This is a genomic window from Paenibacillus taichungensis, assembly GCF_013359905.1.
GTDB lineage: Bacteria > Bacillota > Bacilli > Paenibacillales > Paenibacillaceae > Paenibacillus > Paenibacillus taichungensis.
The window spans coordinates 298,125-317,360 of record NZ_JABMCC010000101.1 but is presented as its reverse complement, the minus strand read 5'-3'; the positions used below and the strand labels follow the sequence as shown (position 1 = coordinate 317,360).

At 45.1% G+C, this 19,236-nt stretch carries 17 protein-coding genes; 15 read left to right on the top strand and 2 right to left on the bottom strand.

The genetic code is table 11. From position 1 onward, the window contains the following. Positions 1–969 (bottom strand): polysaccharide deacetylase family protein, encoded by a 969-nt coding sequence (locus HP548_RS08190; RefSeq protein ID WP_076289487.1) that lies wholly within the window; start codon positions 967–969, stop codon positions 1–3. A 518-nt stretch (positions 970–1,487) separates the two neighbouring features. On the opposite strand from HP548_RS08190, the gene rplS reads away from it, so the two are divergent. The 10 genes from rplS to HP548_RS08140 all read left to right on the top strand — a co-directional run bounded on the left by rplS (position 1,488) and on the right by HP548_RS08140 (position 10,393). Beyond that, the gene (gene rplS, locus HP548_RS08185) at positions 1,488–1,829 is read left to right on the top strand and encodes a 50S ribosomal protein L19 (RefSeq protein ID WP_024630190.1); all 342 of its coding nucleotides are present in this window, start codon (positions 1,488–1,490) and stop codon (positions 1,827–1,829) included. A gap of 256 nt (positions 1,830–2,085) precedes the next feature. Next, complete coding sequence (gene lepB / locus HP548_RS08180) at positions 2,086–2,706, top strand: signal peptidase I (protein ID WP_076289488.1); 621 nt, start codon at positions 2,086–2,088, stop codon at positions 2,704–2,706. Positions 2,707–2,872: 166 nt separating this feature from the next. Continuing rightward, complete coding sequence (gene ylqF / locus HP548_RS08175; protein ID WP_076289489.1) at positions 2,873–3,736, top strand: ribosome biogenesis GTPase YlqF; 864 nt, start codon at positions 2,873–2,875, stop codon at positions 3,734–3,736. Between the two features lie 399 nt (positions 3,737–4,135). Next, positions 4,136–4,840 (top strand): ribonuclease HII, encoded by a 705-nt coding sequence (locus tag HP548_RS08170; RefSeq protein ID WP_083678918.1) that lies wholly within the window; start codon positions 4,136–4,138, stop codon positions 4,838–4,840. 30 nt (positions 4,841–4,870) lie between these two features. Then, positions 4,871–6,925, top strand: a complete 2,055-nt coding sequence (locus tag HP548_RS08165; protein ID WP_175381362.1) for a DNA ligase — start codon at positions 4,871–4,873, stop codon at positions 6,923–6,925. Beyond that, entirely contained in the window at positions 6,922–7,230 is a 309-nt protein-coding gene (locus HP548_RS08160; RefSeq protein ID WP_076289491.1) for an EscU/YscU/HrcU family type III secretion system export apparatus switch protein, read from the top strand. The genes HP548_RS08165 and HP548_RS08160 overlap by 4 nt, the downstream gene beginning before the upstream one ends. Beyond that, positions 7,224–7,622 carry a YraN family protein gene (locus tag HP548_RS08155; protein WP_175381361.1) on the top strand — a complete coding sequence of 133 codons (399 nt, stop codon included), beginning with the start codon at positions 7,224–7,226 and terminating at the stop codon, positions 7,620–7,622. The genes HP548_RS08160 and HP548_RS08155 overlap by 7 nt, the downstream gene beginning before the upstream one ends. 502 nt (positions 7,623–8,124) lie before the next feature. Next, on the top strand, positions 8,125–8,286 hold the full coding sequence (locus tag HP548_RS08150; protein ID WP_175381360.1) for a paeninodin family lasso peptide: 162 nt from the start codon (positions 8,125–8,127) through the stop codon (positions 8,284–8,286). Between the two features lie 66 nt (positions 8,287–8,352). Further along, entirely contained in the window at positions 8,353–9,573 is a 1,221-nt protein-coding gene (locus tag HP548_RS08145; protein WP_175381359.1) for a carboxypeptidase-like regulatory domain-containing protein, read from the top strand. A 268-nt stretch (positions 9,574–9,841) separates the two neighbouring features. Then, a complete protein-coding gene (locus tag HP548_RS08140; protein WP_175381358.1) occupies positions 9,842–10,393 on the top strand; it encodes a nitroreductase family protein in 552 nt (183 codons plus the stop codon). 233 nt (positions 10,394–10,626) lie between these two features. Here HP548_RS08140 and HP548_RS08135 read toward each other — a convergent pair whose 3' ends face one another. After that, positions 10,627–12,231 carry a YifB family Mg chelatase-like AAA ATPase gene (locus HP548_RS08135; protein ID WP_175381357.1) on the bottom strand — a complete coding sequence of 535 codons (1,605 nt, stop codon included), beginning with the start codon at positions 12,229–12,231 and terminating at the stop codon, positions 10,627–10,629. A gap of 525 nt (positions 12,232–12,756) precedes the next feature. On the opposite strand from HP548_RS08135, the gene HP548_RS08130 reads away from it, so the two are divergent. The 5 genes from HP548_RS08130 to topA all read left to right on the top strand — a co-directional run bounded on the left by HP548_RS08130 (position 12,757) and on the right by topA (position 19,222). After that, the gene (locus HP548_RS08130) at positions 12,757–13,212 is read left to right on the top strand and encodes a MarR family winged helix-turn-helix transcriptional regulator (RefSeq protein ID WP_076289496.1); all 456 of its coding nucleotides are present in this window, start codon (positions 12,757–12,759) and stop codon (positions 13,210–13,212) included. Between the two features lie 249 nt (positions 13,213–13,461). Then, the gene (gene sucC, locus HP548_RS08125) at positions 13,462–14,622 is read left to right on the top strand and encodes an ADP-forming succinate--CoA ligase subunit beta (RefSeq protein ID WP_053783785.1); all 1,161 of its coding nucleotides are present in this window, start codon (positions 13,462–13,464) and stop codon (positions 14,620–14,622) included. A gap of 79 nt (positions 14,623–14,701) precedes the next feature. Beyond that, on the top strand, positions 14,702–15,631 hold the full coding sequence (sucD, locus tag HP548_RS08120) for a succinate--CoA ligase subunit alpha (protein WP_076289497.1): 930 nt from the start codon (positions 14,702–14,704) through the stop codon (positions 15,629–15,631). Positions 15,632–15,880: 249 nt separating this feature from the next. Further along, positions 15,881–17,011, top strand: a complete 1,131-nt coding sequence (gene dprA, locus HP548_RS08115) for a DNA-processing protein DprA (protein WP_175381356.1) — start codon at positions 15,881–15,883, stop codon at positions 17,009–17,011. Between the two features lie 120 nt (positions 17,012–17,131). Next, a complete protein-coding gene (topA, locus tag HP548_RS08110) occupies positions 17,132–19,222 on the top strand; it encodes a type I DNA topoisomerase (RefSeq protein WP_076289499.1) in 2,091 nt (696 codons plus the stop codon). Positions 19,223–19,236: the final 14 nt, after the last annotated feature.

Sequence of the window (19,236 nt, the reverse complement as noted above, 5' to 3'; positions counted from 1 at the left end):
TTAATGACTGATCTCTACGACAGGAAGGATTTCCTGTTGTTGGTCTGATTCAGGATGGAGCAATGCAGCCAAATCGGTTCCTGTCGTAACCGTTAATCGAGGGAGCTTCATAGGATTATCCCCAGGTCGAACAAATCCTGAACGTACGGAAAAGGCCATGCGATACCCATTTTGCTGCAGCTGATAGATCATCTGCGTGCTGGTATAACCGAAAGGGTAGGCAAGATACGGCGTATCAATACCAGTTTCTTTCATCAGCTTGACGTCATCATTGAGCAAGCTTGTATCGAGTCCGACGGGCACGTTGTCGCCGCAACGCATATATCCCTTGTGATGCAGATTATAGGTATGGCTGTTAAACTCAAAGACGTCTTTAGCGGCCTGCATCTCCTGTTTGGAGATAAACGTATTTTTGGCAGGATCAAAAGGTGAAGGCTGATCCTGAATTTTGCTGCCGATTACAAACAGGGAAGCATGGAAATTATATTTTTTGAGCACAGGGTAGGCTAAAGTATAATTGTTCTGATACCCATCATCAAAGGTGATGACAATCGATTTTTTTGGTAGAGAGATCTGTCCATTCACATATTGTTCAAGTTGCTCCAGTGTAATTGTGTTGTAGCCTTCTTCATGCAAATATTTCATATTTTCTTCGAAGTCTTCCAGATTAATGATCGATTTGTTGTTTGTTTCATGATTATTAATTTTGGGCTGTATGTAATGATACATCAGTACAGGTACTTCAGTAGCCGAATCTTGTGCGATGTGAAAGGTAGCCAGATCAAGTACAGGTTTGCTGGAATAATCGGAGTGAGACATTAGAAATGCCTTACGTTTGACCATATCCCAGGACGTGCATGCTTTGTGAGACATTGCATTGGTAGGATGAGTTACCGCATACGCATACATTGTAATGGTACAAGTGAGTAATGCGAGTGCAGCAAGAGCAATTTTTTTGAAGTATTTCATAATTCGTTTGGTTCTCCTTTTGCCATTTCATTTCTTCGTGGAATTACATTTTTAGATGCATCACCAAGTAATCCAACAAGCTATATCATAGACGATCTTTCTTGACAGAAAGTTACAGTATTTTTTCCGTCTAATACTTGACTTATTCAAGAATACTAATTATGACAATCCATAGGGCGAAGCTTTGATGTCCATAAAGGAATTGTGTAGAAAAGCGCATGGACAGGTGTGTTTTAATGGAATTGTAATGTGACTATAATAAAATTCAGGACGTATTTAAAATGAACGTTATAGCGGATAACGCCTATATTGGAGTAAAGGAAATTAATGAGAATTAAAGGGCATTGAAGAACCGAAGAGTTCTGTCAGCAATTTGTTTATTTTTCCTTGTGTTTTGTTATGGTGCGTGATACAATAAGTCTGTTATGTGGAATACGGCGGTCCTCTATGGATAATGAAGGAGACAAGGTGTTCTCTGGAAGAAGTATGAACGCCTGTACGGAAGGAGGGAGTCATAGATGAATATCGTTCAAGCGATTACACAAGAACAACTTCGTAAAGATATTCCGAGTTTTCGTCCTGGTGACACTTTGAAAGTGCACGTTAAGGTAATCGAGGGAACTCGTGAGCGTATCCAATTGTTCGAAGGTGTTGTGATTAAACGCCGTGGTGGTGGAATCAGTGAGACTTTTACAGTTCGTAAAATTTCTTACGGTGTAGGTGTGGAAAGAGCTTTCCCGCTTCATTCCCCTAAAATCGATAGAATCGAAGTGGCTCGCCGTGGTAAAGTGCGTCGTGCGAAGCTTTATTATCTTCGTGAACTACGCGGTAAAGCAGCGAGAATTAAAGAAATTCGTTAATATAACGGATACCGGGGAGGGCTTGGAGACAAGCCCTTTTCGTTTTTGTCCGGGAAAAGTTGAACCGGAGGTGCACTTCCGAGTAAAATGGTATGGCGGCACACGCGCGAATAGTCCGGGAGGCTTGTGAAATCAGTTATTGAAGGACATTTGAATTGTGGATTAAATGTACTGGTAATGCTTGCGTGTAAGATTACATAACTGATGATGTGTAAAAACTGCTATAACATGTACTGTGAAGAGAGGAAGATCATTAATGGAACAGGAAGTTCAACAGGACCAGGGCAATACTGCCGAAGAGAAAGGCAGTCGATCCAAAAAAGCCAAAAATGAAATTTTCGAATGGCTTAAAGCCATCGTGATCGCACTAGTACTTGTCATTTTAATTCGGTGGTTACTGTTCAAACCGTTTGTTGTGGACGGGCCTTCCATGCAGCCGAATTTTCATACAGGTGAACGTGTAATCGTCAATGAAATTTTATATGATATTAGGGAACCACAGCGCGGAGAAGTAATTGTATTCCACGTTCCTACCGAAGGCCGTGATTTCATTAAACGTGTCATTGCTGTCGCTGGTGATACCGTTGAGGTTCAGGACGATACAGTTCTCGTCAATGGTAAAAAAGTCGATGAGACTTACATTCAGGGAGCCATCGATGCTGCAGAAGCGAACGGTGGAACCTATAACGTGAAGGACTTCCCTAATGAACAATTCCCGGATGGGAAAGTACCTGAAGGTCATGTTTTTGTAATGGGGGATAACCGTCCGAACAGTACGGATAGCCGAATGATCGGTTATGTATCACTGAAGGATATTGTAGGTCGTGCAGATGTGATTTTCTGGCCGATCGGCGATATCAAATGGATTAACCATTAATATGAATGCAGGATATATAAGCAAAATATAAAATGTACACCAAAACGTAGAGGGTTGAACTAATCTGGGGATAATAGAGATCTAAGATGGTTTTACCAGCGAAGTGATGCGGTGTGCATGTTATAGAAAAAGTTTATATATCAACAAATAATGAGGTGAAGACAAGGTGACGATTCAATGGTTTCCAGGTCATATGACCCGAGCCAGACGCCAGATTCAGGATAAGTTAAAGCTGATTGACGTGGTCATCGAACTGCTGGATGCCCGTCTGCCTGTCTCCAGCCGCAACCCGATGATTGACGAGATTTTACAGGGCAAACCCCGGATGATTTTGTTGAATAAGTCCGACTTGGCGGATGCGAAAGTAACGCAAGAATGGATTGAATATTTCAAAAAAGAGGGAATCACTGCTTTCCCTGTAGATGCTTCAACAGGTACCAACGTGAAAGACATTCCAACACAAGCAAAGCTTCTCCTAAAAGAAAAAATTGACCGTCAAATAGCTAAAGGGATTAACCCTAGAGCGGTTCGTGGACTGATTGTTGGTATTCCAAACGTGGGTAAATCCACGCTGATTAACCGACTGGCTGGACGGAACATTGCGGCAACGGGAGATCGTCCTGGTGTGACAAAGGGACAACAGTGGATCAAAGTTGGTAAAGAGATGGAACTGTTGGATACCCCCGGTATTCTGTGGCCGAAATTTGAAGATCAAAACGTGGGTTATCGTCTTGCGGTAACAGGTGCAATTAAGGAAGAGATTCTGAATGCAGAAGACATCGCCTTTTTTGGCATCAGTTATCTAATGCGTTATTACTGGGAATCTCTTGAAGAACGATACGGACTTCAGGAGTTCTCCAAGGATGCGGATGATTCTGACAGCGTTGTTGCGATCATGGAACAGGTTGGTCGTATACGTGGTTGTGTGGTAAGTGGTGGGCGTATCGATTTGGAAAAGGCATCGCGAGCTTTTCTGCGTGAACTGCGTGCGGGCAAAATGGGACGTTTCTCTATGGAAGCTCCTTATTAAATAAGAGACAACTGCCGAAAGAAGCGGCCGTTACCGGATTACCGGGAGCGGTCGCTTTTTGTCGTACTGGAATTAAAGCAGAGGAACCTTGATTGATCTGGAAGGTGATTCTAGAAAATTGCACTTAATGGGATTGTATTGTACGTATATCTGGGTCTCTTAAATCATGCTATGATGAATGATGAAGATTTAGCCTGCTCAGTGCTGAATATCTTCAATTTAAGCCAACAGATACCGATAAAATAATAACTCATCATCGTATTATCATATATGCTTTACAGAAGTTTATTTCTTATTTAATAGGATCTGATAGAACAAAAATCGGGAATCTACGTCTATATAATAAAATGATATAAAGTGATGCGTTAAGCAAGAGTGGGCAGAGGAGATGACACCGTAATGAATGAAATGAATGAGTTAACTGAATTGACGCAACTGGATGCCCTGGTTGAACCGAAAAAGAAGAAAAAAGAATTGGTGGAGCCCAAAGATCTGCTGATCTATGAGCGTGAATATTGGGAAAGCGGATTTGAACATATTGCCGGAATTGATGAAGTGGGACGTGGTTGTTTATTTGGAGATGTAGTAGCGGCAGCCGTTATTTTACCTCGTGAGCTGATTCTGGAAGGCGTTAATGATTCCAAGAAATTAACGGAGAAAAAGCGCGACGCATTATATGACATCATAATGGAAAAGGCGTTGGCAGTGGGAATTGGTTATGCGGATGCGGAAACGATTGATCAACTGAATATTAAACAGGCTGCAAGGCTTGCCATGAAACGTGCGGTAGAGGCCCTTGAGGACGTGCCGGACTACCTGTTGGTGGATGCCGAAAAGGTAGATGTGAATATACCACAGTTATCCATTATTAAAGGTGATGCAAATAGTCAATCCATTGCGGCAGCATCCATTATTGCGAAGGTTACCCGGGATAGGCTTTGCAAGGAGGATTGGGATACGTTATATCCGGAATATGGTTTATCGATACATAAGGGATATGCAACGAAATTTCATCGTGAACAAATTATGGCTCTTGGTGCTACACCCATGCATCGTCGCAGTTTTCTCGGCAATCTGCTCGGAGAACAGCACACTTTATTTTAATTAGACCATACGCGGAGGGAGGGGAAGGTTATGAATATAAGTTCCGTGATTCGTGGGTTACTGGGGGATAGTAAACCGGGAAATGCCAAGCCATTGGAGTTAAAGGAAGGCCAGGTTGTACGTGGTTCTGTGGTTAGTGTATCCGATGATGGAGCAGATGCGGTTCTTCAGATTCAGGGTGTGCAGGTGCGTGCAAAACTAGAAACCCCGCTTCGCCCAGGTGAAACAACTCTGCTTCAGGTTCAGCCTCCAGGTGAAAATGGCGTAACGGTAATGAAACCACTGACGGGTACATTAGCAGAGCTGCCACAGGCATCTCTGAACAATTTGCTTCAGGAGGTAGGCTTGCCGGATACCAAGGGGAATCGGGAACTGTTGTTAGCTATGCAGCGAAGTGGATTACCTTTAACCAAGGATAATGTAGCCATGGTTCAAAATATGATAACAGCAAAACCTGCACAAGTGCCTGTCGAAGAATGGGTTCAGGCGACAGGTATTGCTTTTCAGCGTGGTCTTCCGGTTACAGCGGAAACGGTAAAGGGCTTGCATCAAGCTGTATTTGGCCCGCCACTACATCAGTTGTTGAAGGGTTTGGCTGAACAGCTGGAGTCCATGCTGACCCAAACCGCAGGTAAACCGCTGCCGACTGCTGAACAGGCAGCTACAGTTGCTACAGTGAAGAATAACATTACGGCTGGAGTGCCTATACCTTCAAACGGAGAGCAGACGGGAGGAAACTTAGCTGCGTCAGGCGGTAACCGTCAGGTAGGAGGAACAACCGGATTGTCCGGGCAACCCGTGCCTGGTGCGACTGCTGGTGGTACTCCAATGGCTGATGGATCTGTGGAAACAGCTGGTGGTGCGGTTAAAGGCAATGGGCAGACTGGAGCAGGGACTGCCGAGAGTGCTGGGATAAAAGCAGGGACTAGCCATGTTGAAACTGCTGGCAAGGTGGGTACAGGTATTCCGGCAGGAACCGGAATACCTGGTGAGAGCCCGCGTGCAGTTGACGCGGGTGTTGCTGGGAGCCGCCCAGGTACGCCGGGTGCTGCTGTGGATGTTACGGCTGGCCGAGTGATAGCGGGCCAGCCTGAGGGGGGCGCGGCCGGGCGAACTGACGGCCACGTTGAAACGCCTGCTGCTGCGGGGTCTACCGCTTCCGCAGCAGGGCAGGCGGCGCCAGCAGCTCCATCGGCAGCGCAGCTGGCGCCCAAGCTGCTGGCGCTTCTGGACGCGCTGCGCAGCGCGTCCACAGCCGCACCGGCACAGCCAGGTGCGGCGACACAGGCCGCCCCTGCATCGCAGGGCGGCTCGGTGGCTGCGGCTGCCGGAGGCGTGCCGCAGCCTTTACCAGCCGGCGCAGACGCGCTGCCGGCTGGCGGTAGTGCCGCAGCGCCTGCGGGAGCTGCGGCTGCGCCCGTCACCCACGAGGGGGACCCGTGGGTGGGGCGTGTGTTGAAGCTGCTCGGTGCGGAGCACGAGCAGCAGGCAGTTCACGGCGCGGCTGCGCAGGCGCGCGTGGGGGATGTGGCGAGTCCGGGAACCGCGGATTCGCTCAAGGGCTTGCTGCTGCAGCTTGCCAGCAGCGATGGTGCACCGGCGGCACTCAAGGATGTCGCCGGACAGGCTGTGCAATTTCTGACAGGTCAGCAGTTATTGCTAACAACAGATCGCAGTGCTACCTTTGCCCAGATGCACTGGTTTATCCCCATTACCGGACCTGACGGAGAAGAGACGGCTTCCGTTCAGATTCAATCACGCCGTGGGCAACGCGGTGAATTGGATGCATCCAACTGCCGCCTTTGGTTTGATCTGGACATGAAAAGTCTTGGTCCGACATTGGTGGATGTGCATGTTGTTAATAATATCGTCAGTCTGCGTGTACTAAATGACGGCGAAGGAATGGGAACGCTCCTAGAAAGTGGGCGCGAAGAGATCCATAAGGCGCTGGACAAGCTGGGTTATCAGTTGCTGACTTTCAAGGCGGAACCCTGGCCTGTGGGCCAGGAACCGGGTGCCGAACGGAAAATGACTGCCTCGGACTACAGTCCTGAACGATACAAAGGGGTGGACATGCGGGTATGAAAGAGGATTCGCAACCGGACCTGATGTCCAAAAAGGCCGTTGCTTTAAAATATGTACCTGGTGAGAGTGAAGCACCAGTGGTCGTAGCCAAAGGCCGTGGCAAAGTGGCAGAAGCCATTCTGGATAAAGCCAAGGAAAATGGTGTGCCTGTTCAGGAGGATGCCGCACTTGTGGAAGTGCTTTCTAAACTGGATTTGGACGAACAAATCCCGGCGGAACTGTATCAGCTGGTGGCGGAAGTGTTGACCTACATTTATCGTGCTGACCGTCTAGCTTCTGGACGAGAGGAAGAGGAATCATGGTAGAGCACGGATCAGAACAGGGTCCAGCTTCAAAACTGACACGTCAGCAAAAAGGACGATTGGGTGAAGAAGCTGCTTGCGACTGGCTTCGGGAGCATGATTATCGCATTTTGAAGCGCAATTGGCGCTGCCGACGCGGAGAGATTGATATCGTTGCTTCTCGTGAAGACATGATCATTTTTATTGAAGTCCGCAGCAGAAGCGGAACTGCACAGTATGGTACACCCCAGGAGTCGGTAGATATTCGTAAAATGCAGCAGGTACGTGCAACGGCATCTGTATATTTGCAAATGACGGGAGAGACAAATCATCAAATCCGTTTTGATGTGTTCGCAGTCATGCTGGATAAAGCAGGCGAAATTGTTTCAATTGATCATATTATGAATGCATTCTGAGTTTCTGCTACATAAACGATTCTTCTAAATGTGTTAACCCACAAGAAAGACACTTTAAATAGTGACTCTCTTGTGGGTTATTTTTTTGGACAAGTTATTGGTAAGAAAGAAATTAAGAAAACATAACTAATATACATGCGACAAACAACAATACATATTGTATCGTATTATGGATTATTAAAATTATCCTCGTTGTGATTATTTACTTTCTCGATTGTTAATGGACTACATTCTAATTATTAATTCTCTAATAGAAGCTCAAACGATGTGTGTAAACCCAGTCTAAATTATAGAGTTACCTGTGATAAAATGCCCTTTTTCTCCTTATCATGCATATGTCCTTACTTAAATTCGTTGTAATTCCATAAACAATGAAGCCTCGCTGTATCTTCTAACTTGTTGCTAGACGGCGAAAGAGAATGGAGCGCTTAAAATAAATAGATACAAATTGTATCATTTATAATAAAATGAGAAAAGCAAATATGAAAAAGAGGTGTGAACTATGAAAGAAATTCAATCTATTGCGGCAAACAAAATCAAACAGGAGTGGGTGACACCACAATTGGAAGTGTTGGATATTAGCAAAACCATGAACGGTGGTGATGGGATTTGGCAATATGTTTGGGGCGGGGAATTTTGGAGGCTCGAAATGTTGGTTAGTTAGATAGATAAAACGAGTTCATATGGTCACCGGACTTACTACTATATTTGGATGAGGTGAACGATTGTCATGAGTATTCAATGGAAATGGATGATTCGTTTAAGTGTGTTTTTATTATTTTTTGGGGTGTGTGGTCTGCTGCATTCTGGAACGACATATGCTGCATCCAAAAATGCTTCTGCGGAGGGGCAAGTTAATCAACTTGCTCAAATTTCAAGAGTTTTTGGGAAAATTACTGATATGGATGGTTTTCCTGTGAAAGATGCAAATGTAAATATCAAGATGTACACCTTCGAAAACAGCGAAATAGCAACCAAAACAATTAAAACCAATTCCAAGGGAGAGTACAATTTTGAAACAACGTTAAGTGAAGGCATACGCATCAATATTAGTACGGTTGCCAAGGGGTACTTGGATACCAACAAGAATTATATTAGCTATTATTTGATTCCGGGAGAAACAAGGGAATTTAATTTTTCCCTCTATGAACCAGCAACAGTTGTAGGCAAAGTTACTGATCAATCAGGAAAACCAGTTGTGGGTGCTGTAATTAAAGTAACAACTGTCAGCCAATCTGTAAAGACGGACAAGGATGGCAATTACGCAATTACAGGTATTAATCCTTATTCCGCCCCTGATATTGTGGTTTCGGTTGATGCAGATGGATATGTTCCTTACACAAAATATCTTTTTCTATACACCGGTGTTACAGAGAAGTTGAACATAACACTTCAAGAGGCCGCCAAGGTGAGTGGCTTGGTGCAAGATGAACAGGGGAGGCCATTGGCTGGGGCCACGGTATCTATTAATAATCTTAAGATGATAACAGATAAACAAGGCAAGTATTCCATGGATCGACTGTCTCCGGGAATAAGCATAATCTCTGTCGAAGCGGATGGTTATATCAACCAAACGATTAGGGTAACTTTGGTCAAAGGACCTAACAATACTTTTGATTTTATTCTCAAGAGTAATGCAGACAAAACCCCGCCTGTAACCAAATATGCTTTAGTTCCATTGACAGAAATATCCAACGGCAAACAATATATTAATGGATTTAATTTTAAGTTAAAGGCAACGGACGAAGTTAAGGGATCAGGTTTGAAAATGACCCAGTACAGAATCAATGGGGGGGAATGGATCACGTTTACCGGACCAATAAAAATCTATGCTCCTGATGTCAAAACAGTGGAGTATTTCAGCACGGATATCGCCGGCAACCAAGAAAAAATAAACAAAATGGATTTTGTGAATGGGAAATATGAAGGAGCAGGATCATACCCTTATTGATTAAATAGCTATTTATAATGAAGAAAGGCGACGTTGACTCTAAGAATCCCTCCGCGGGGGAAGAGTCGAAGTCGCCTTTTTGCATCCGAAATAATCAGAACGAAATAATGTTAATCGCATTCCTTTGAATCCAATGAACAGATCAGTGTATAATCAAGAGGGTAATCCAGTTTTGCTGCACCGTTTGATTTTTCATAAATGAGTCGATTCACATCGCAGGCTCGAACTGCGGTCACGGATAATTTTTTATAATCTGGGAGGCATGGTCATGAGTAAATCTACCCAAACGGGTAACGCCGTAAGAGAAGCCATTCAAAATCGTCGTACAGTCAAAAAGTTTAAAAAAGAAGCTGTTCCCACACAGCAGATTATTGATTTGTTGGACACAGCCGTATGGGCACCCAATCATAAATTGCGTGAGCCGTGGCGGTTTTTATTGTTTAGCGGAAATGGACTGAACAAGCTGGCAGACGCTATTGATGCAGAGATGGGAGAGGATAACAAGTTCTCTGCCAATATCAAGCAGATCCCTGCCGTCATGCTTGTCGTTATGGAAGAAGATCCACGCCAGAATATCTGGGATGAAGATTTTGCAGCAGTAAGTGCATTGGTGCAAAACTTCCTACTCGCGGCATGGAGTGAAGACGTTGGAACGTTCTGGGTAACCAAGCCTTTCCTCTATGGACCCAAATTCCGTAAGACACTTGGGATTCAGGCTGGGGAAAAAATTATAGGCATGGTTTACATGGGGTATCCAGAGGTTATTCCTTCTGCCAAAGAACGTACACCAGCCAAAGACAAGCTGACTATATTTGAATAATTGATATCTTGTTCGCTATTCATTCGAACGTAATGCTCTATGCAAAGCCCCTGCACGTATGTCTCTTCTCTTATAAAGAGGATATATATGCAGGGGTGTTTGATTTGTAAAACTATTTAGCCATAAATTTGAAATCTATAAATATCTCGATTGAACCTTTCATGAAGGTAAATGGCGAAGGCACGTATTTCACCTTATAGCCCTTATAGCCTTATTTCCTTGATGACCCTCGCTCAAAATAAATTCAAATCCAACTGCCGATACTGTATCGCTTCAGCCACATGAGCTGTCAAAATGACGCCTTCATGATCCAAGTCTGCGATCGTCTGGGCCATCTTAATAATTCGATCATGTGCACGCATGCTCAGGTTCAGTACTTGCAGTGTCTGCTGGAGCAGTTGGTCTGCTTCTTCAGGCAGGCGGATTGTTCGACGCAGAAGGGTTCCTGAGAGCTGGCTATTCCAGCGAACTGAACTATTAGCATATCGTGCGGCCTGAATATGATGAGCATGAATGACTTTGGCCTGCATTTCCACAGATGAAGGAGAAGCGCCAGCCTTGCGCCACTCGCTAGGGGGAGGAACTTCGACCTGAAGGTCGATGCGATCTAGCAGCGGACCCGAGATTTTGGCACGGTAGGCGGCAACACGGGCAGGACTGCATATACAGCGTTGATCCTCCGATTGAGCAGAGAGATATCCGCAAGGACAGGGATTCATAGAACAGGCGAGCATAAATTGTGCTGGAAATGTGAACGCGGCTCTCGCACGGCTAATGGTGACTTTGCGATCCTCCAATGGTTGTCTCAACACTTCTAGGACTTGCCGCTGAAACTCTGGTAGCTCATCCAGAAACAATATCCCACGGTGAGCAAGACTTACTTCGCCAGGTTTGGGGATGCCGCCGCCTCCAATGAGACCTGATGTGGAGATTGTATGGTGTGGAGAGCGAAAGGGTCTGTCTGCGATGAGACCATTTGAAGTATCTTTAAGCTTGCCTGCGGCACTTAGCACTTTGGTTACTTCCAGCGCTTCGTCTTCGGACAATGGTGGGAGAATCGTAGGTAGCCGTTTAATTAACATGGTTTTCCCTGTGCCCGGAGGTCCGACCAGCAAAATATTGTGCATACCAGCTGCGGCAATCATGAGTGCACGCTTTACGTGATGCTGTCCCAGAACATCACTATAATCATCGTCCAACGAAGGAGATCGCATTGGGCCCTCATGGCGCTCCATATCACCGACATTGGAATTCAGAGCAGAGAGATGGGCGTAATTTTTTAAAACAACAGGCCCCGTATTCTGCATCATTCCTTCCCTGAGCTTTGAATTCGTTTCCTGTTCAGGAACGATATCTTGCAAATGACGAATACCATATACCTGAATACCCCGAATCAACGAAGCCTCTTCCAGATTGTCGGCGGGCAGAAGAATGGAGGTAAAGCCTTGCCGCTTTGCCAAATCTACCATAGACAAGATACCAGGCACAGATCTCACTGAACCGTCCAATGCCAGCTCACCTACCACCAATGTCCGTTCATCTACTGGAAGAATCAGCTGACCACTTGTTGTAAGTAAACCAATAGCGATGGCGAGATCGAAAGAAGATCCTTCCTTGCGCAGATCAGCAGGGGCCAGATTTATCGTAATCCGTTGCAACGGATACTGATAGCCACAGTTTTTTATAGCGGCACGGACGCGTTCAACCGCTTCACGAATAGCTGAATCCGGTAATCCAATAATTGAAGTCTGGGGTAAACCATTCGATAGATCTGTTTCCACTTCAATTAAAACGCCGTCAATTCCATATAAACAAGCACTATGCAGTTTTCCGTACATAATAAAAGAAACACCTCACTTCGTCCTTGGCGCGCATAATACAGGCCAGTCTACGAATTAAGGTGCTTCCTCAGCTTCTAACAAGCATTTTATATAAAAGAAATCAGGGCGTCAACCCGTCATCGTCATAGCTGCTGTATATGTATCCCTGACTCCTGAATTGTTTACAGTTTCCTCATGTAGTTTCTCGCAGAAGTATAGAATGTTCAGTTCTGAATCAATGTCGCGCTGTTGTGAAAAAGGATGTAGATGCTGGTTGCTGTTTTAACATATAAAGAGTTCTTTTTATTACGTTGTCATATGATTTCGATCGTATATGCTCCAAATTATATTTTATACAATTAAATTTATCACTATTAAATAGAAAAGTAAAATCATTTGTGCTCAATTATTCTGTTTTTTTTATAATTTATGATAAGATAGATGAGGGGCTCCTAATAATTCGCAAATTCTAGCGATTATAACAGTTGTAAGCCTCTATTATTAAGGAATATAGAATGCACAATAGGTAGGTGGGACAGATCTATGCAGAATGAAAGTTTGAAGCTGGATAACCAATTATGCTTTGCCATATACGCTTGTTCACGTGAAATTACGAAGATGTACCAACCCTATCTTGAGGTGCTTGGGGTAACCTACTCTCAATATCTGGTCTTGATGGTATTGTGGGAACGTGAAGAATGTACGGTTAAGGAAATCGGAGAGGCACTTTACCTCGATTCAGGCACTTTGACGCCTCTTCTGAAACGTTTGCAGTCAGCAGGACTTATTCATCGCGAACGTTCAGCTCAGGACGAACGGAAAGTATTGATTACACTTACAGACGCTGGGCGGGAACTTCGCCATAAAGCCTTGTCTATACCTGAAGCGATCCAGGAAGATGCATGTCTGAACAGTACTGAGTTCGAATCTTTACTGGGACAGTTCAAGGGACTGCTGGAGAAAGTACATCAAACCAACACCAAAGAAGCCAAAAAATAAAATGTAACATCGTATTACTATTAAGAAACCTTGGCTTATTAGCTGAGGTTTTTTCCATTAATATCCAAGCATTCACAATATGGGATCATACCCATATCAAAATACTGTCTATTAACCATTACTTTTTTAAGGAAAGCGTTTTAAAAACATGTTACAATGAATTGGGTTTAAGTGAAAATAGTCAACATTTGTCTTTTGTTAGTCTACCAACCCGCCTTGTTGCAGTCATGTTGATAGGAGGATTCGAGAATGAATATCCATGAATATCAAGGAAAAGAAGTACTGAAACAGTATGGAGTCACCGTTCCAAACGGAAAGGTTGCTTATACAGTCGATGAAGCGGTTGCGGCCGCAGAGGCACTGGGCAGTCCGGTGACTGTAGTCAAAGCGCAAATTCATGCAGGTGGCCGGGGGAAAGCCGGCGGCGTGAAAGTAGCGAAAAGTATCGACGAAGTTCGTGCTTACGCATCCGAAATTTTGGGAAAAGTATTGGTAACACACCAGACTGGACCTGAAGGTAAAGAAGTGAAGCGTCTTCTGATTGAAGAGGGATGCGATATCCGCAAAGAGTATTATGTGGGTGTTGTTGTGGACCGTGCCACTGGCCGCGTCGTAATGATGGCTTCCGAAGAAGGCGGTACAGAGATCGAAGAAGTAGCTGAAGCTACACCTGAGAAAATTTTCAAAGAAATTATTGACCCTGCAATTGGATTGCAAGTGTTCCAGGCGCGTAAACTGGCGTACAGCATTCGTATTCCGAATGAGTTGGTGAACAAAGCGGTTAAGTTTATGCTTGCGTTGTACAAAGCATTTGTCGAAAAAGATTGCTCCATTGCTGAGATCAATCCACTCGTTGTTACCGGAGATGGAAACGTTATCGCGCTGGATGCAAAATTGAATTTTGATTCCAACGCCTTGTTCCGTCACAAAGACATTTTGGAACTTCGTGATCTGGATGAAGAAGACGAAAAAGAAATCGAAGCTTCCAAATACGACCTGAGCTACATAGCACTTGATGGCAACATCGGCTGTATGGTCAATGGCGCGGGACTTGCGATGGCGACGATGGATATCATCAAATACTATGGCGGCGACCCGGCCAACTTCCTCGATGTTGGGGGCGGTGCGACAACAGAGAAAGTGACCGAAGCTTTCAAAATCATTTTGTCTGACGCCAAAGTGGCGGGTATCTTCGTTAACATTTTTGGCGGCATTATGCGTTGTGATGTCATTGCCAATGGTGTTGTTGAAGCCGCGAAGCAGCTTGGCCTGACTAAACCGCTGGTTGTTCGTCTTGAAGGAACTAACGTGGAGCTTGGTAAACGTATTTTGGGTGAATCCGGCCTGAATATCGTTCCTGCTGATTCCATGGCCGATGGTGCACAGAAAATTGTTGCCCTCGTAAAATAAGTTCATTCCTGGGCAAATTGCTGCCTTAGTTCCGGAGCTGTCCGGCACTTGAAAAATAACCGTAAGGATGTGAAGCAACGTGAGTATTTTGATTGATAAAAATACAAAAGTCATTACGCAAGGCATTACGGGTTCAACGGGAATGTTCCACACGAAGGGCGCATTGGACTACGGAACCCAGATGGTAGGCGGCGTTACACCGGGTAAAGGCGGAACCAATGTTGATATTACGCTGGAAGATGGCAAAGTAGTTAGTCTGCCGGTGTTTAATACAGTACAGGAAGCGAAGGAAGCTACTGGCGCAACAGCGAGCGTCATCTACGTTCCTCCGGCATTTGCAGCGGATTCCATCATGGAAGCCGTTGACGCAGAGCTGGATCTCGTGATCTGTATTACAGAAGGTATCCCGGTACTTGATATGGTCAAGGTTGACCGTTTCATGGAAGGCAAAGATACCGTTCTGATCGGACCAAACTGTCCGGGCGTTATTACACCAGGGGAATGCAAAATTGGCATCATGCCGGGTTATATTCATATGCCTGGCCACGTTGGCGTGGTCTCCCGTAGTGGAACACTCACGTATGAAGCAGTTCATCAATTGTCTGCGCGTGGAATTGGACAATCTTCTGCTGTGGGAATCGGGGGAGACCCGGTTAAAGGTTCTGAGTTCATTGATATCCTGAAACGGTTCAATGAAGACCCACAGACACATGCTGTAATCATGATTGGTGAAATCGGTGGTACGGCTGAAGAAGATGCTGCAGAGTGGGTACGCGAAAACATGACCAAACCGGTGGTTGGATTTATCGGTGGTGTTACGGCGCCTCCAGGCAAACGCATGGGTCATGCCGGTGCTATTATCTCTGGTGGTAAAGGTACAGCCAAAGAAAAAATTGCGAAACTGGAATCTTGCGGAATCAAAGTTGCTCCGACGCCAGCTGAAATGGGCTCGACTCTTGTGAGCGTACTTGAAGAACGTGGAATTCTGAATTTGTGCACGACACATTAATTCTTTTCCGTTATAATAGAAGAAACGGTGCAGCAGGAAATTTATTTTTCTGGTGAGCCGACTATTGAAATGCGGAAAAGGTAAGCAACCTTTTGTCCTGAACAGGGCGAAGGGTTGCTTTTTTGCGTTTTTTTACAGGATGTAAAAGGGAGCTGTTGTCTGCCTGTATTGGTAAACGCTTGCGATCCGTTGCCACTTATCACACAATATGAGGGAAGATTTTCTTCCCGTTATGGGAGGTTTCTAATTATGGAAGAAAGATGGATTTTGATTGGACTGCATGAAACGGATGGTATTGGTAAGAAAACTATCTCCAAACTGCTATCAGGACAACATCAACTGACGGATTTTCTGGATTATAAAGAAGGGGATTGGATTGCCGCGGGTTTACGCAAGGATCAGGCTGTGCGTCTAACCAAGCAATTCAATATCGACTGGATTGAGCAGAGACAAGAGAGTGTTTATAAACAGGGCATTGAAGTCGTTACCTATTTGGATCATAATTACCCTATATTAATGAAGGAAACCGTTCAGCCACCCTGGGTGATGTATGGTCGCGGAGATCTGAATCTGTTGCACGCTCAATCCATTGCGATGGTAGGAACACGTATGCCTACGGTATATGGACGTAAAATTGGTGAGAAGCTGGCAGAGCAACTATGCCAGGCAGGGCTGACTATTGTAAGCGGGCTTGCCAGAGGAATAGATAGTGTGTGCCACGATGCGACTCTTCGTGCAAACGGCAAAACTATTGCGGTATTTGGGACAGGAATTGATAACATCTATCCACCGGAAAATACAAGTCTTGCCGAACGAATTGCCGAAACAGGGCTGCTTTTGTCAGAATATCCTCCGGGTACACGTGCACGTCAGGGATTATTCCCGGAACGTAATCGGATCATTGCAGGGTTAACCCTCGGTACGCTAGTTGTAGAGGCTGATATCCGAAGCGGATCACTCATTACAGCTGATGCTGCGCTCGAAGCGGGAAGAGACGTGTTTGCAGTCCCAGGTCCCATTACTTCTCCCAAAAGCCGAGGCTCGCACAATCTGATTCGTCAGGGGGCAAAATTGGTGACCTGCGCCACAGATTTATTGGAAGAGTTTCGATTGGACTTGCCAAATGCCGAACAACTTCCTTACAATAGAGGACGTTCGGCTGAAAGCAGTGAAACTTCTAATGAAGGAATTTTCCCAGGCGTGAAACTATCTTCAGATGAACAACGTGTTATTTATCTGCTAGAGCAGGAAGAGCAATCACTGGATCAACTTGTGGAACAGCTCAACTGGGATTTTGGACATTTGCATTCAGTTCTGTTATCTTTAATCATAAAAAAGCAGATTAGCCAATTACCTGGAACCAAATACGCAAGGGTATGACGATGCTGCGATCAAGGCAGCATGTGAAAATAGATTATTAGCGGAAGTTAGTCCTGCTGCTAATGAAGTATGAATTATAAAAACAAGCAGCAGTTTCATGACTGAGAGGAGGATGAACCTATGGCGGATGCACTCGTAATCGTGGAGTCGCCCTCAAAGGCGAAGACGATCGGCAAATATTTAGGCAGCAAGTTCATCGTAAAAGCTTCGATGGGACATGTACGCGATTTGCCAAAGAGTCAGATCGGCGTTGAGGTGGAGAATGATTTTAATCCGAAATATATTACGATCCGCGGCAAAGGTTCAATTTTGAAAGAACTGAAGGATGCACGAAAGAAAGTGAAAAAAGTGTATCTCGCAGCTGACCCGGATCGCGAAGGTGAGGCTATTGCTTGGCATTTGGCCCATGCACTTGAACTGGATGAAACTGCGGATTGCCGAGTGGTATTTAATGAAATTACGAAACAGGCTGTCAAAGATGCGTTCAAAACGCCGCGTAAGATCAATATGGATCTGGTTAACGCGCAGCAGGCCAGACGTATTCTGGATAGGCTTGTAGGATATAAAATTAGTCCGTTATTATGGAAGAAAGTCAAAAAAGGATTGTCCGCTGGCCGCGTTCAGTCCGTGGCCGTCAAAATCATTTTGGATCGTGAAAATGAAATTAATGATTTTGAACCGGAAGAGTACTGGAGCATTACTGCCAAACTGACAGCGGACGGAAATCCGTTTGAAGCCAAGTTCCATCAGTTGAACGGTACCAAAACCGAACTTGGCAGTGAGGCAGAAGTACAGGCCATTTTAAAACAGATCGAAGGCGCTTCTTTTACAGTCAAAGAAGTTAAAGAGAAGGAACGTAGCCGTAACCCTTCTGCTCCTTTTACAACAAGTTCCTTGCAGCAGGAAGCCGCTCGTAAATTGAATTTCAGAGCTTCCAAGACGATGTCTGTCGCACAACAGCTGTATGAAGGTGTAGACCTCGGAAAAGAAGGCACAGTCGGTCTCATTACGTATATGCGTACAGACTCTACTCGAATTGCAGCATCGGCTCAGGAAGAAGCCAAGGAATATATTATTGGCAAGTACGGTGAGCCATTTGCACCGGAGACGCCTAGAAACTATTCCAAAAAAGCAGCCAATGCTCAAGACGCGCATGAAGCGATCCGTCCAACGTCGATTTTGCGTGATCCGGATTCCATTAAATCGTTTATGAGTCGTGATCAATTCCGGTTGTACAAACTGGTTTGGGAACGTTTTATAGCGAGCCAGATGTCATCTGCCGTTCTGGATACACTCTCCGTTGACATTGCTGCAGGAGATACAATTTTCCGTGCAGCGGGTTCAAAGGTTCGTTTCCAGGGATTCATGAAGGTATATGTAGAAGGTAATGATGACGGTACAACGGAAGAAGATCGTCTTCTGCCTCCGCTGAAAAATGGAGATGTGCTGGAGAATCGGGAGATTGAGCCGAAACAGCACTTTACACAGCCGCCACCACGTTATACGGAAGCAAGGTTAGTTAAAACGCTTGAGGAACTGGGTATAGGGCGTCCGAGTACATATGCGCCAACGCTGGAGACCATTCAGAAGCGCGGATATGTTGCCATTGAAGAGAAGAAATTCATGCCAACGGAACTGGGCGAACTGGTCATCGAACAGATGGAGGAGTTTTTCCCGGAGATCCTGAATGTGGAGTTCACCGCAAACATGGAAGGTGATCTTGACCATGTGGAGGAAGGGTCGGAGGATTGGGTCAAAGTACTCGCAGAATTCTACGAATCTTTTGAGAAGCGGCTTGAGTTTGCAGAAGAAGAAATGAAAGAAATCGAGATTGAAGATGAAGTATCGGATGAAATATGTGAGAAGTGCGGCAAACCGCTCGTTTATAAGCTAGGTCGTTTCGGCAAGTTTCTCGCATGTTCCGGGTTTCCGGATTGCCGGAATACCAAACCGATCATCAAGGATATAGGTGTGACTTGTCCGAAATGTAAAGAAGGGCATGTTGTTGAGCGCCGCAGTAAAAAGGGACGTATTTTCTATGGTTGCGACAAGTATCCTGAATGTGATTTTGTATCATGGGATAGACCGTCAGCGAAACCATGTCCAAGTTGCGGATCACTAATGATTGAGAAACGGAACAAACAGGGAACACGATTACAGTGTACTTCGTGTGATCATCAAGAACCGGTAGAGGAACCGGAAGAAGAATGAGCGGATTAGCTTAA

Bases quoted from the DNA above. Each gene is read 5' to 3' on its own strand.
- HP548_RS08140 (WP_175381358.1), top strand. From the start codon at position 9,842: ATGAGTAAATCTACCCAAACGGGTAACGCCGTAAGAGAAGCCATTCAA.
- HP548_RS08130 (WP_076289496.1), top strand. From the start codon at position 12,757: ATGCAGAATGAAAGTTTGAAGCTGGATAACCAATTATGCTTTGCCATA.
- HP548_RS08145 (WP_175381359.1), top strand. From the start codon at position 8,353: ATGAGTATTCAATGGAAATGGATGATTCGTTTAAGTGTGTTTTTATTA.
- HP548_RS08155 (WP_175381361.1), top strand. From the start codon at position 7,224: ATGGTAGAGCACGGATCAGAACAGGGTCCAGCTTCAAAACTGACACGT.
- HP548_RS08160 (WP_076289491.1), top strand. From the start codon at position 6,922: ATGAAAGAGGATTCGCAACCGGACCTGATGTCCAAAAAGGCCGTTGCT.
- HP548_RS08150 (WP_175381360.1), top strand. From the start codon at position 8,125: ATGAAAGAAATTCAATCTATTGCGGCAAACAAAATCAAACAGGAGTGG.
- topA (WP_076289499.1), top strand. From the start codon at position 17,132: ATGGCGGATGCACTCGTAATCGTGGAGTCGCCCTCAAAGGCGAAGACG.
- rplS (WP_024630190.1), top strand. From the start codon at position 1,488: ATGAATATCGTTCAAGCGATTACACAAGAACAACTTCGTAAAGATATT.
- lepB (WP_076289488.1), top strand. From the start codon at position 2,086: ATGGAACAGGAAGTTCAACAGGACCAGGGCAATACTGCCGAAGAGAAA.
- HP548_RS08165 (WP_175381362.1), top strand. From the start codon at position 4,871: ATGAATATAAGTTCCGTGATTCGTGGGTTACTGGGGGATAGTAAACCG.
- HP548_RS08190 (WP_076289487.1), bottom strand. From the start codon at position 969: ATGAAATACTTCAAAAAAATTGCTCTTGCTGCACTCGCATTACTCACT.
- dprA (WP_175381356.1), top strand. From the start codon at position 15,881: ATGGAAGAAAGATGGATTTTGATTGGACTGCATGAAACGGATGGTATT.
- HP548_RS08170 (WP_083678918.1), top strand. From the start codon at position 4,136: ATGAATGAAATGAATGAGTTAACTGAATTGACGCAACTGGATGCCCTG.
- sucC (WP_053783785.1), top strand. From the start codon at position 13,462: ATGAATATCCATGAATATCAAGGAAAAGAAGTACTGAAACAGTATGGA.
- HP548_RS08135 (WP_175381357.1), bottom strand. From the start codon at position 12,231: ATGTACGGAAAACTGCATAGTGCTTGTTTATATGGAATTGACGGCGTT.